Raw genomic sequence first — 12,264 nt, 5'->3', positions numbered from 1 at the left:
CGGTTCATGATTCGTATTCAGTCGGGATCAGCCACGAGGAGGTTCCCGCCCGGGACGGGCACGAACTCCGCCTCTGCGGAGGGGCGCCAGCTCCACGAGAGCTCCTCTCCCTCGTAATCCTCGAAATAGAGCAGCCGGAAGGGGTGCAGGCCGGCATCCAGCGCCACCCGCCCGGTGGCCGCCACGGCCGCATGCGAACCGTCGTTGTCGACAACCCGCTCGCCGCCGATCTCCAGCACGCTGCCGTCGTCGCTCTGCAGGCGGAACTCCCAGACGCCCCGTTCCGGGACGCGGATCAACCCCTCGAAGCAGTATCCGAAGTGGTCGCGCTGCCGGGCCCCGCCGATCGTCACCTCCGGGAGGATTCCCCGTTCGACCGCCGGCTGCCCCCCAAGGTCGGCTACCCGCGAGAAGGTCCCCTCGTAGTAGCGGTATGCGACGCCGGGGCGGGTCCCGGCCACCTGCAGCCCCGGCCGGAAGGCGGCCTTCACGGCACGGAGCACCAGTTCGCGGCTCGGCTCGGTGCCGTCACGGAACCCCCGGGCGCGCAGCGTCAGCGAACGGTCCACCCGCACCGGCTCCGTATAGAGCGGCGAGGATTCGGTCGGGTCCGAACCGTCGAGCGTATAGTGGATCCGGGCCCCGGGGGTCGTCGTGGCCAGGTCCACATCGACCGTCTCGGGGAAGAGATAGACGTCGCACATCGTATAGGGGATCGAGACCCGTTCTCCGCGGGTGAGCGAGTAGGGCTCCGTGCCGGGTTCCGTACCCCGTGCCGGATCGGGTCTCCGCGTCAGTTCGAACGAGAGCACCCCGCCCTCCATCAGGCGGTCGTAGGGGATGAAGTTCTCCGCAACGGGCTCGCCGTTGAGCGTCACCGAGCGGATGTAGCGGTTGCGCGCCGGGTCGTTGGCCGTCACGGTCAGCACACGACCGTTGGCCAGCCGGACCTCGGCCCGCTCGAAGAGCGGCGTGGTCAGCACGAACTCGTTCGAGCCCGGGCAGACGGCATAGAGACCCAGCGACGAGAGCAGGTACCAGGCCGACATCTGCCCGCAGTCCTCGTTGCCGATGATGCCGCCGGGCGTCGGGGCATACATCTCGTCAAGCAGGCGGCGGGTCAGCTCCTGGGTCTTCCACGGCTGGCCGGCATAGCTATAGAGATAGGCCATATGGTGGCTCGGCTCATTGCCGTGGGCATACTGCCCCATGAGCCCCGTCACGTCGGAGACATCGAGGCGCATCTCCTCCGATTCGAGCGTGAAGAGTCGGTCGAGTTGCCGGAGGAACTCCTCGCGGCCGCCCAGCAGCTGGATGAGCCCGTTCACATCATGCGGCACGAAGAAGCGGTAGTGCCACGGCGTCGCCTCGGTATAGTCGCGCCCCGTGGCGAAGGGCTCGAACGGCACGGTCCAGCCGCCGTCGTTGCGGCGCCCGCGGAAGAAGCCCGTCGAGCCGTCGAAGAGGTTCACGTAGTTCATGGCCCGTTCCCGGTAGGTGCGGGCCACGTCGTCGTTGCCCAGCGCCTCGGCCATGCGGGCGATGGTCCAATCATCATAGGCGTACTCCAGCGTGCAGGAGACCGACTCGTTGCGCAGTTCCGAGGGGATATAGCCCCGCGCCGCATAGAGGTCCGCCCCCTTGGCGTTGACCTCCGACGAGCGGACCATCGCCTCAAGCGCCTTCCTGCCGTCGTAACCGCGGATCCCCTTCAGCCAGGCATCGGCAATGACCGAAACGGCATGGTAGCCGATCATCGTCCGCGTCTCGCCCGAGGCCAGGGGCCAGATCGGCAGCTCGCCCGTGCAGTCGTACATGTCGAGCATGCTGCGTACCAGGTCGTTGACCAGACAGGTGTCGACGAGCGTCTGCAGCGGATGCCAGGCCCGGAAGGTGTCCCACAGCGAAAGGGTCGAATAGTAGCGCCGGCCGGCCTGGAGGCGTCCGATCGTCTGGTCCTGACGCCGATACTCCCCGTTGACGTCGCTCATCAGGTTGGGGGTCAGTTTCGTATGGTAGAGTGCCGTATAGAAGTTCGTGCGTTCGTCGCGGCTGCCGCCCGTGACCGTCACTCCGCCCAGCGCCTCGCGCCACAGCGCCTCGGCCCGGGCCCGGACGGCATCGAAATCGAGCTCCGGCACCTCCGCGAGGCGATTCTCGCGGGCATTCTCACAACTCACCGACGAAAGGCCCACGGCCACGGTCAGCGTATCGACCTCCGGCGAGAAGGTCAGCACGGCCACCCGGCCGTCGAGCACCTCGGCGTCGGCATACGGGGCGGAGAACTCCGCCGAGAAGAAGACATGATGATCCGGCGTCCAGCCCTGCGTCAGACGCATGCCGCAGAGCTCCGTCGGGCTGCAGGGAGTCAGTTCGCTGCGGTCGATCCGCTCCTCGCCCACCATATGGGTCAGGTCGATCTCCACGCGGCGCTCCCCTTCGCCGTGGAAGCGGTAGCGGTGGACTCCCGTGCGGGGTGTAGCCGTCAATTCGACGTCGATCCCCTCGTCGGGCAGCGTCACCGCATAGTAGCCACACGACGCATGCTCCCGGTCGTGGGAAAAACGATACGGCTCGGGAGCATACACCCCCTCGCCGGTCACCGCCCGGCGCATCGTCGGGCGGAAAAGCACATCAGCCAGGTCGGCGCACCCCGTCCCGCTGAGGTGGGTATGCGAGAAGCCGTCGAGGGTCGTATCCTCGTAGTAATAGCCGGCACAGGCGTCCCAGTCGCCCGACCGGGTGTCGGGGCTGAGCTGCACCATGCCGTAGGGGGTTGTAGCCCCGGGATAGGTGTGCCCGTGGAATCCCGTTCCGACAAAAGGATCGACATACGCAAGCGGATCGGGACTCTCCGCACAGGCTACGCCGGCAGCGGCCAGCAGGACAAAAGCCAAGGTTCGCTTCATTATGGACAAGATCGGTTGGTTTCAAGTTTTACAAAAATAATAAAGATGCTCCGGAGAGCCGTGGCGATTTGCGTCTTTAGCTCCTCAAATCACGCAGATCACACCCCTGCATCGCAGCCCGGGACCGGACCATGCGACAAAAAGAGCGGGGAAAATTGTCCGGAACGAGCCGTTTTTACCGAAAAAAGAGTTACCTTTATCTCGACAAAGCCCTCCCGAAATGGCACGCATCCTCTTTCTGACCGACTTTTCGGAAGCCTATGCCCGCAACCTGCTGCTCGGCATCGCCCGCTACGCACACACCGTCGGGCAGGCCTGGAGCCTTTGCCGGCTGCCGCTGTCGATCCGCGACAAGTTCGGCATCAAGGCCGTCCTCGACCTCGCCCGGAAGACGCGCGCCGACGCCGTCATCGGCCAGTTTTACAACACGGACAACGTCGAGCTCTTCGCCCGCGAGGGCATCATCACCATCGCCCAGGACTTCAAGACCCGCTTCACGACCATCCTCAACATCACCGGCCCGCACACCCTGGCCGGGAAGATGGGCGCGGAGTACTTCATCAAGAAGGGATTCCGCCACTTCGCCTTCTACGGCACGCGCGACGTCGTCTGGTCCGACGAACGCCTGCAGGGCTTCCGCGACACCATCCGCCAGGCCGACGCGGACTACACCTTCTCGGCACTCTGCAAGACCGCCGAGAACGCCCTCTGGGACTACGACTCGCACCAGCTGGTGACATGGCTCCAGTCGCTTCCGAAACCCGTCGCCATCATGGCCTGCGACGACAACCACGCCTACCACATCACCGAAGCCTGCCAGCAGAGCGAGGGGGGGGGTGGCAGCGGCGGCGACCTCCGCATCCCGGACCGCATCGCGGTCCTCGGCGTGGACAACGACGAGACCATCTGCCGGCTCTCGACCCCCAACCTCTCGTCGCTCAACCAGAACATCGAACAGGGCGGCTACGACGTCGCCCAGCTCATCGACCGCATCCTCCACGACCCGGCCACTCCCCGCGAGGATGTTGAGGTGCTGCCGACGCACATCATCACCCGCCAGTCAACAGACATCTACGCCAACAACGACCAGCATATCGCCAAGGTCCTGAAATACATCCACGAGCATATCAGCCGGAAGCTCTCCGTCGACGAACTGGTCCAGCTGGTGCCCCTCTCGCGGCGGCTGCTTGAGACCCGGTTCAAAAAGAGCATGGGGACGTCGATCTACGACTACATCCTCCAGATCCGCATCGAGAAGGTCGCGCAGTTGCTGTGCGACGGCAAGAGCGTCTCCGAAGCGGCCATCGAACTGGGCTTCTCCGACATCAAGAACCTCTCGCGGACCTTCAAGCAGTTGCGCGGCATCACCCCCTCGGAGTATCGCCGCGAGATCTTCAGCCCGAAACACTGACCGCCACCCCTGCCGCCGCACCCGCCGCGCCCGTCGCGTCCCCCGAAAGACGCCAACAAACGCGCCCCCGAAAGGCACCCACGAAAAAAGGAGCGGTGGAAAACCGCCGCTCCGATCCGTCCGGGAATCCCGCCGTGCGAGGCGCTACTCCTCGATGAAATCGATGTTGACCTCGCGCTGGAAAACCTCCTGCAGCGAGATGTTCGTCTCGGTGGTGGAGATGCCCTGAATGCGCAGGATCCCGTCGAAGATCGTGTGCATCAGGTGCTCGTTGTCCACGCAATAGAGTTTCACGAGGATATTGCCCTTGCCCGTGATATAGTGGCACTCGACGATTTCGTCGACCTTCTTCAACTCCTCGACCGTCCGGGCCTGCAGCTGCGGGTCCTTGAGCATGATGCTGATGTAGGCACAGACGTCGAAACCCATCACCTTGGGGTCCACGATCAGGCGGCTGCCCAGGATGATGCCCGCTTCGTCGAGCTTGCGGATGCGCTGGTGGATGGCCGCACCCGAAATGCCGCACTCCCGTGCGATCTCCAGGAACGGCATACGTGCATTCTTGATGAGGTACTTGAGGATCTTGCGGTCGATCGCATCCAATGCGGTTTTAGCCATGTTTCCAAGTTATTTTATTTGAGAACGTTCAACTCCTTGCCGATCTTCGTGAAGGCGGCAATGCAGCGGTCGAGCTGTTCGAAGGTGTGGCCTGCGGAGACCTGAACCCGGATGCGGGCCTGGCCCTTCGGGACGACCGGATAGTAGAATCCCGTGACGAAAATACCCTCGTCCTGCAGTTTCGCGGCGAAGTCCTGCGACAATTTGGCGTCGTAGAGCATCACGGCACAGATCGCCGACTGCGTGGGTTTGATGTCGAACCCGGCGACCATCATCCCGGCCCGGAAGTGCTCGACATTGGCCACCAGACGGTCGTGCAGTTCGTTGCTTTCGGCCAGCATCCTGAACATCTCGATCCCGGCCCCCACGACGGCGGGCGGCAGCGAATTCGAGAAGAGGTAGGGCCGCGAACGCTGGCGCAACATGTCGATGATCTCCTTGCGGCCGGTGGTGAATCCGCCCACGGCGCCGCCGAAGGCCTTGCCGAGGGTGCCGGTCAGAATATCGACCTGCCCGCGGAGGTTGTAGAGTTCGGTGATGCCGCGTCCCGTTGCACCGAGCACGCCGGCCGAGTGGCACTCGTCGACCATCACCAGGGCGTCGTACTTCTCGGCCAGGGCACAGATCCTGTCCAGCGGCGCGGCATTGCCGTCCATCGAGAAGACGCCGTCGGTGCAGATGATGCGGAAACGCTGCGCCCGGGCCTTTTTGAGGCACTCCTCCAGGTCGGCCATGTCGGCATTGGCATAGCGATAGCGCACGGCCTTGCAAAGGCGCACGCCGTCGATGATCGAGGCGTGGTTCAGGGCGTCGGAGATGATGGCGTCCTCCTCGGTGAAGAGGGGTTCGAAGACGCCTCCGTTGGCATCGAAGCAGGCGGCATAGAGGATCGTATCCTCGGTTCCGAAGTAGTCGGAGATGGCCTTTTCGAGCTCCTTGTGGATGTCCTGGCAGCCGCAGATGAAGCGCACGGAGGACATGCCGTAGCCGCGGGCATCCATGGCGCGTTTGGCGGCTTCGATGAGGCGGGGATTGTCCGAAAGTCCGAGGTAGTTGTTGGCGCAGAAGTTCAGAACCTTCCGACCTGCAACCTCGATCTCGGCACGCTGAGGCGACGAGATGATCCGTTCGTGCTTGTAGAGCCCTGCAGCCTCGATTTCGGCGAGTTCATGTTGCAGATGTTCCTTGATTTTTCCGTACATATCGCGTTAATGTTTTGATGAAATTCCAGTTATCGGGCTATCAATCTGTTACAAATATACGACAATTTTCCGAAAACAGACACCCGGCGGCATTTATTTTTCGCACCCGGAGTTACGATTTGTCAGCCCTCCCTTAAGAAAGGGCCCGGTTAGGAACCGGGGTGGCAAATTTTCTCCTCTCCTACACGCTTGTTTCGAAAAAATGAGTATCTTTGTTACTCAATCAATCTTTGCGACTTATGAAAAAATCGTGTGTCTTGGTGAGCGGCGGAGCCGGTTACATCGGTTCGCACACCACCGTGGAACTTATCACTGCCGGTTACGACGTCGTCATCGTCGACAACTTCTCCAACAGCGACATGGGAGCTGTCGAGGGCGTGCGCAAGATCACCGGCGTGGATATTCCCTTCGTCCAGGTCGACTGCTGCGACCGCGAGGCCTTCCGCAAGGTCTTCGAACAGTATGAATTCGATTCGGTGATCCACTTCGCCGCCTCGAAGGCCGTCGGCGAGTCGGTTCAGAAACCCCTCGAGTACTACGGCAACAACCTCACGTCGTTCATGAACGTCATCTCGCTGATGCGCGAGTTCGGACGCCAGAACATCGTCTTCTCGTCGTCGTGCACCGTCTACGGCGAACCCGAGAAGCAGCCCGTCACGGAGCAGACGCCCCGCAAACCGGCTACCTCGCCCTACGGCAACACGAAGCAGATGTGCGAAGACATCCTGCGCGACTCGCTGGCCGCCTATCCCGGGCTGAAGGGTATCGCCCTGCGCTACTTCAACCCCATCGGCGCCCACCCGTCGGCCTTGATCGGCGAACTGCCGCGCGGCGTGCCGCAGAACCTCGTGCCCTACATCACGCAGACGGCCGCCGGCATCCGTGAATGCCTCTCGGTGTTCGGAGACGACTACCCGACGCCCGACGGTTCGTGCATCCGCGACTACATCGACGTCGTGGACCTGGCCCGCGCCCACGTGGCCGCCATCCGCCGCATGATCGAGGACAAGAACAAGACTCCCTATGAGATCTTCAACGTCGGAACGGGCCGCGGCGTTTCAGTGCTGGAGCTGGTCCGCAAATTCGAGGAGGTCAACCACCTGAAGCTCAACTACAAGATCGCTCCGCGCCGCGAGGGCGACATCATCGCCATCTGGGCCGACCCGACGCTGGCCAACACCGAACTGGGCTGGAAGGCCGAGCGCACGCTCGACGAGACGCTGGCTGCCGCCTGGGCCTGGGAGAAGCACCTCCGGGGTATCAAATAGCGTTTCCGAAGCGAAAAACGGGGGAGAGGCGTCGCCGCTTCCCCGTTTTTTCGTGTAAAAGGGTGATTCCGGGCGTTTTTCGGATCGCGAAGTTTCTTTTTTCAATCCAAATGCTTATCTTTGCACCCCGAACAGGCGGAAATGGGATGCGACCCGCCGAGGCCGCATTGAGAACCGCCGCAGGTAACACTTTTAAAACCAAAACATTATGAAAACCATTTCGGTAAAGGCCACCAAACGTGCCGAATTCGGCAAGAAGGCCGCCAAAGCCGTACGCCGCGAGGGCCTGATACCCTGCGTACTGTGCGGAAACGGTGAAACGGAGATGTTCTCCGTAGACCCGCGCGAGATCAAACCCCTGATCTACACCCCCAACTCCTACATCGTCGAGTTCGACGTCGAGGGCAAGAAGGAGCTTGCCGTACTGCGCGAAGCTCAGTTCCACCCCGTTCGTGAGGAGATCCTCCACATGGATTTCTACCGTATCGCTGCCGGGAAACCCGTTTCGATCGCCATTCCGGTACGCCTAACCGGCAACGCCGAGGGTGTGAAGGTCGGCGGCAAGCTCGTGCTGTCGGCCCGCAAGCTGACCGTGAGCGCCCTGGTCGAGAACCTCCCCGACGAGATCGTCGTCGACGTGACGACGCTCGGCGTAGGCAAGACGATCTTCGTCGGCGACCTGCAGTTCGAGAACCTGAAGTTCGTGACCCCGGCTACGACAGCCGTCTGCGCCGTTCGCGTAACCCGTGCATCGCGCGGTGCCGAGGCAGCCGGCAAATAGTCGCTGAACCGGCATGAAATACCTCATTGTTGGGCTCGGGAACATCGGCGCCGAGTATGCCGGAACCCGCCACAACATCGGTTTCAAAGTGTTGGACGCCCTCGCAGAGGCGTCCAACGCTGTTTTTACCACGGCACGCTACGGCGATGTGGCCGAAGTCCGCTACAAGGGCCGCACGCTCCTCCTGTTGAAGCCCTCGACCTACATGAATCTCTCGGGAAAGGCCGTGCGCTACTGGCTGGATGCCGAAAAGATCGACCGGGAAAACCTGCTGGTCATTTCGGACGACATCGCACTGCCGTTCGGGGCCCTGCGCCTGCGCCCCAAAGGGAGTGCCGGAGGCCACAACGGTCTGAAAAACATCGCCGAACTGCTGGGTACCGAAGAGTATGCCCGAATGCGTTTCGGCGTGGGCGGCGATTTCCCGAAAGGGCACCAGGTCGACTACGTGCTGGGCGAGTGGACCGACGAGGAGCGGCAGGCGATGCCCGAACGGTTGAAAGTCTTTGTCGACGCCATCCGATCGTTTGTCACCCAGGGCTGCGCCATGACGATGAACTTTTTCAACAAGAAATAGCCCGCACATGCAAACGCGAAGGCCGCCTTCACGAATGGAGGCGGCCTTCGTATTTTCGTGAAAGGCTGAGAGGAAGAGAAACGGGAGGGGGGGGGCAGGTCACTCCCCGTCGTCGTAATAGAGGTCGTCCATGAGCGTGTCGAGTTCGCGCCGCTCCTTCTTGGTGGGGCGTCCCGTCCCGCGGTCGCGGAAAACGAAGATCGTCTCGCGCGGGACGTTGAGTTTGTCCAACTCCTCCTGCGGCGTAATGTTGAGGCAGTAGGCGGGGACATTCTTGGCCGGCTGGCGGCTCGACACCAGATCGAGGACCTTGTAGGAATAGGTCACCTGCTGTTTCCGCACGGCGATCACGTCGCCGAGTTTCACCTCGCGCGACGGTTTGGCATAGGAGCCGTTCACCGTCACCTTGTTCGTACGGATGGCATCGGCGGCATCGCTGCGGGTCTTGAAGACCCGCACGGCCCACAGGTATTTGTCCAAACGAATATCTTCCATGGTATATATAGGATTATTCCTTTTACTGATCATCTACCGACCGCCGGAGTGTTTCCGGAGGCCGTTGTTCGCGGCTTGTGGCCGCGTATCCAAATCTGACCCACCCCCAAACCCCCGCCTCAGGCAGGGGCTTTATGTGGAAGCCTTTCCCGGAAAATGGACAGCCAAAGCCTTCTGACCGCCGTTATTCCTTAATTTTCAATTTTCAATTCTCCATTCTATTCGTTGATCCGCAGCTCCTCGCTCTTGGGGCGGTCGTGCGACTGCTCGTCGTTCTGGCGGCTCACGCTCAGGATCATCCCCAGCGCGATGGTCGTAAAGAGCACCGACGAGCCGCCGCGCGAGATAAGCGGCAGGGTCTGGCCCGTCTCGGGAATGAGATTCACCGTCACCATGATGTGCAGCAGGGCCTGACACGTGATCAACAGGGCCAATCCCAGGACCAGCAGCCCCGGAAAAGCCGTTCCGCAACGGCGGAAAATCTCGATCGCCCGGAAGAAGATCCACAGGTAGAGCATTAGCAGCAACACGGCCAGAATGATGCCGTACTCCTCGACGAAAAAGGCGTAGGCGTAGTCGCTCTCGGGGTGGATCATCTCCACGCGCATGGCGCTCTGACCGGCCCCTTCGCCGAAGATCCCGCCGTTGTGGATGGCGATCATCGAACGTTCGGTATCGGTGAGGTGTTCGATGGGTTTTTCGGTCTGGGGCTGCGTCCAGAGGTGGATCCAGGTCGAGACACGGCCTTCGGCCGTTTCACTGCGCCCGAGGTTGAGCGTCATAATGAGCACGACCCCGACAACGGCCCACCCCACGAGTTTCATCAGTTCGCTGAAGCGCACCCGTCCGATAAGCATCATCACCCAGGAGGCCAGGAAGACCAGCACAGCCGACGAGGTGTGCGCGGGGAAGATCACCAGACACGATACCAGAACGGGCATCAGGATGGGCCAGGTTCCTTCGCGCCAGATCTTCCGCTGGAGGGCCGAGGAGTGCCAGGTCCAGAATTTCCAGGTCGGGACGATCCGAATCCGGTCGATTTTCGACTGGCGGCCGGCCAGCTGCCGGGCCAGGAAAAGCACCGTAGCGACCTTCAAGGCCTCGGAAGGCTGGAACTGGAAGGGTCCCAGCGGAATCCAGCGTGCGGCCCCGTTGGTTGTCGCACCGATAAAGTAGACGACCAGGGTCAGGGCCACCGAAAGGAAGTAGACCGGCCGGGAAAAGAGGTTGTAGATGCGGCAGTTGATCTTCTGCACGGCGATCATGATGACGAGGCTGAAGCCCAAAATCATCAGCTGCTGACGTAGAAAATGGGCCGTCGAACGGGCCGTGTGGGCGTCATAGGCCATCTTGGCCGTCGAGGAGTAGACCACCAGCACCGAAATCACGGCCAGGGCTGCGATGATGATCCAAAGGACCCGATCACCGGTAAAGATCCTGAACCGCGGTTTCCCGGGCTCCGCGGCAGCCGCTCCGGCACGCGCGGCCCGAGGCGTCGGATCCGGACCTCCGGAGGCACCGTCCGCAGGTTCGGAGGCCTCACCGCACTCCGTATGGCGACCGCGGCGCGGCGCGGCATCGCGGGCCCATTCGGCCGCGGCCCGTTCATCGTATCCGTACCCTTCGCGCTCCATAACCGGTTCTGTTTTCTATGCGTGTTCCCGGACCCACTCCTTGAAGAGTTCGCCGCGGTTTTCGTAATTCTTGAAGAGGTCGAAGCTGGCGCAGGCCGGCGACAGAAGCACGACGTCACCCGGGCGTGCCGCAGCTTTGCAGGCCGTCATTGCGGCGTCGAGCGACGCCGTCGAGACGATCTGCGGGACCACGCCCGTGAACTCCCGGAGGAGTTTTTCGTTGTCCAGCCCCATGCAGACCAGCGTATGGACCTTCGCCCGTGCGAACTCCTTCAGCGGTCCGTAATCGTTGCCCTTGTCGGTTCCTCCGGCGATCCACACCACGGGTCGCGTCATGCTCTCCAGCGCATAGTAGACCGAATCGACGTTCGTGGCCTTCGAGTCGTTGATCCACAGCACGCCGTCCTTCTCCAGCACGGGCTCGAGGCGGTGCTCCACGGGCGAGAAGTCGTAGAGCGAGCGGCGGACTTTCGCCGGAGCAACCCCGGCCGCCAGTGCGGCCAACGCGGCAGCCATCGCATTGTAGGCGTTGTGCAGCCCCTTGATCTGCAGCTTCGCGGTATCGATCTCCACGGAGGCCTTCCCAGCCGTGGCGGTGAACTTCCCGTCGCAGAGGAACGCATCCCCGGCCCCGCTCGCCACGGCACTGTGGGCCATGAACGGGAGCTGGCGCATCCGCAGGTCGTATTTCGGCAGTTGCCCGCGGATCACCCCATCGTCGCCCGAATAGACGAACCAGTCGCGCGAAGTCATGTTCTGCGTGATGCGCATCTTGGCGTCGACATAGTTCTGGAAGCAGTGGTCATAGCGGTCGAGGTGGTCGGGCGTAATGTTCGTCAGAACGCCGATATGGGCGCGGAACCGGTACATGCCGTCCAGCTGGAACGAGCTCAGTTCCAGGACATACCAGTCGTAGTCGCCCGTAGCCACGGAGTAGGCGAAGCTCTCGCCGATGTTGCCGCCGAGGGCCACGTTGTAACCCGCATCGCGCAGGATCTTGTAGATGAGCGACGTCGTGGTGGTCTTGCCGTTCGAGCCCGTGATGCAGATGCACTTCGCACGGCCCATGTAGCGGCCCGCGAACTCGATCTCGGAGATCACCGGAATACCCTCCTCGCGGACCTTCCGCACGATGGGCGCCGTGTCGGGAATCCCCGGCGACTTGACGACCTCCGTGGCGGCAAGGATCCGCTCCTCGGTATGGCCGCCTTCCTCGTAGGGGACCTGCCACTCGTCGAGTTTGGCCTTGAACCGTTCGGCTATCTTACCGGCATCGGAGAGAAAGACCCCGAAACCCTTCTTTTTGGCGAGGATCGCGGAGCCGTAGCCGCTGATGCCGCCGCCGAGTACGACGATGTTTTTCTTCATG

Annotated in this window: 10 protein-coding genes; 4 read left to right on the top strand and 6 right to left on the bottom strand. The window is 62.2% G+C overall.

What is annotated here, in order from left to right:
- Positions 1 to 17: 17 nt before the first annotated feature.
- Complete coding sequence (locus ABGT65_RS05320) at positions 18 to 2,909, bottom strand: GH92 family glycosyl hydrolase (RefSeq protein WP_346700332.1); 2,892 nt, start codon at positions 2,907 to 2,909, stop codon at positions 18 to 20.
- 220 nt (positions 2,910 to 3,129) lie between these two features.
- On the opposite strand from ABGT65_RS05320, the gene ABGT65_RS05315 reads away from it, so the two are divergent.
- Complete coding sequence (locus tag ABGT65_RS05315; RefSeq protein WP_346700331.1) at positions 3,130 to 4,320, top strand: DNA-binding transcriptional regulator; 1,191 nt, start codon at positions 3,130 to 3,132, stop codon at positions 4,318 to 4,320.
- 144 nt (positions 4,321 to 4,464) lie between these two features.
- On the opposite strand, the gene ABGT65_RS05310 is transcribed toward ABGT65_RS05315, so the two are convergent.
- Complete coding sequence (locus ABGT65_RS05310; protein WP_346700329.1) at positions 4,465 to 4,938, bottom strand: winged helix-turn-helix transcriptional regulator; 474 nt, start codon at positions 4,936 to 4,938, stop codon at positions 4,465 to 4,467.
- Between the two features lie 14 nt (positions 4,939 to 4,952).
- Positions 4,953 to 6,140 carry a glycine C-acetyltransferase gene (gene kbl / locus ABGT65_RS05305; protein WP_346700328.1) on the bottom strand — a complete coding sequence of 396 codons (1,188 nt, stop codon included), beginning with the start codon at positions 6,138 to 6,140 and terminating at the stop codon, positions 4,953 to 4,955.
- A gap of 239 nt (positions 6,141 to 6,379) precedes the next feature.
- Between kbl and galE the strand changes: the two genes are divergently transcribed.
- From galE to pth, 3 genes are all read left to right on the top strand, one after another.
- Positions 6,380 to 7,408 (top strand): UDP-glucose 4-epimerase GalE, encoded by a 1,029-nt coding sequence (gene galE, locus ABGT65_RS05300; protein WP_346700326.1) that lies wholly within the window; start codon positions 6,380 to 6,382, stop codon positions 7,406 to 7,408.
- A 208-nt stretch (positions 7,409 to 7,616) separates the two neighbouring features.
- On the top strand, positions 7,617 to 8,189 hold the full coding sequence (locus ABGT65_RS05295) for a 50S ribosomal protein L25/general stress protein Ctc (protein ID WP_346700324.1): 573 nt from the start codon (positions 7,617 to 7,619) through the stop codon (positions 8,187 to 8,189).
- Between the two features lie 13 nt (positions 8,190 to 8,202).
- Complete coding sequence (gene pth, locus ABGT65_RS05290; protein ID WP_346700322.1) at positions 8,203 to 8,766, top strand: aminoacyl-tRNA hydrolase; 564 nt, start codon at positions 8,203 to 8,205, stop codon at positions 8,764 to 8,766.
- Between the two features lie 99 nt (positions 8,767 to 8,865).
- Here pth and ABGT65_RS05285 read toward each other — a convergent pair whose 3' ends face one another.
- The 3 genes from ABGT65_RS05285 to murD form a co-directional block, all read right to left on the bottom strand.
- The gene (locus ABGT65_RS05285) at positions 8,866 to 9,261 is read right to left on the bottom strand and encodes an RNA-binding S4 domain-containing protein (RefSeq protein WP_346700320.1); all 396 of its coding nucleotides are present in this window, start codon (positions 9,259 to 9,261) and stop codon (positions 8,866 to 8,868) included.
- Positions 9,262 to 9,479: 218 nt separating this feature from the next.
- Positions 9,480 to 10,895, bottom strand: a complete 1,416-nt coding sequence (locus tag ABGT65_RS05280) for an FtsW/RodA/SpoVE family cell cycle protein (protein WP_346700318.1) — start codon at positions 10,893 to 10,895, stop codon at positions 9,480 to 9,482.
- Positions 10,896 to 10,910: 15 nt separating this feature from the next.
- Positions 10,911 to 12,263: a UDP-N-acetylmuramoyl-L-alanine--D-glutamate ligase gene (murD, locus tag ABGT65_RS05275; protein ID WP_346700317.1), complete on the bottom strand. Its 1,353-nt coding sequence runs from the start codon at positions 12,261 to 12,263 to the stop codon at positions 10,911 to 10,913.
- Position 12,264 lies beyond the last annotated feature (1 nt).

This window comes from uncultured Alistipes sp. (assembly GCF_963931675.1).
Taxonomy (GTDB): domain Bacteria; phylum Bacteroidota; class Bacteroidia; order Bacteroidales; family Rikenellaceae; genus Alistipes.
The sequence above is the reverse complement of the archived record's forward strand: the minus strand, read 5'-3'. Positions and strand labels throughout refer to the sequence as shown.

Bases quoted from the DNA above. Each gene is read 5' to 3' on its own strand.
- pth (WP_346700322.1), top strand. From the start codon at position 8,203: ATGAAATACCTCATTGTTGGGCTCGGGAACATCGGCGCCGAGTATGCC.
- ABGT65_RS05285 (WP_346700320.1), bottom strand. From the start codon at position 9,261: ATGGAAGATATTCGTTTGGACAAATACCTGTGGGCCGTGCGGGTCTTC.
- ABGT65_RS05310 (WP_346700329.1), bottom strand. From the start codon at position 4,938: ATGGCTAAAACCGCATTGGATGCGATCGACCGCAAGATCCTCAAGTAC.
- galE (WP_346700326.1), top strand. From the start codon at position 6,380: ATGAAAAAATCGTGTGTCTTGGTGAGCGGCGGAGCCGGTTACATCGGT.
- kbl (WP_346700328.1), bottom strand. From the start codon at position 6,140: ATGTACGGAAAAATCAAGGAACATCTGCAACATGAACTCGCCGAAATC.
- ABGT65_RS05320 (WP_346700332.1), bottom strand. From the start codon at position 2,909: ATGAAGCGAACCTTGGCTTTTGTCCTGCTGGCCGCTGCCGGCGTAGCC.
- ABGT65_RS05295 (WP_346700324.1), top strand. From the start codon at position 7,617: ATGAAAACCATTTCGGTAAAGGCCACCAAACGTGCCGAATTCGGCAAG.
- ABGT65_RS05280 (WP_346700318.1), bottom strand. From the start codon at position 10,895: ATGGAGCGCGAAGGGTACGGATACGATGAACGGGCCGCGGCCGAATGG.
- murD (WP_346700317.1), bottom strand. From the start codon at position 12,263: ATGAAGAAAAACATCGTCGTACTCGGCGGCGGCATCAGCGGCTACGGC.
- ABGT65_RS05315 (WP_346700331.1), top strand. From the start codon at position 3,130: ATGGCACGCATCCTCTTTCTGACCGACTTTTCGGAAGCCTATGCCCGC.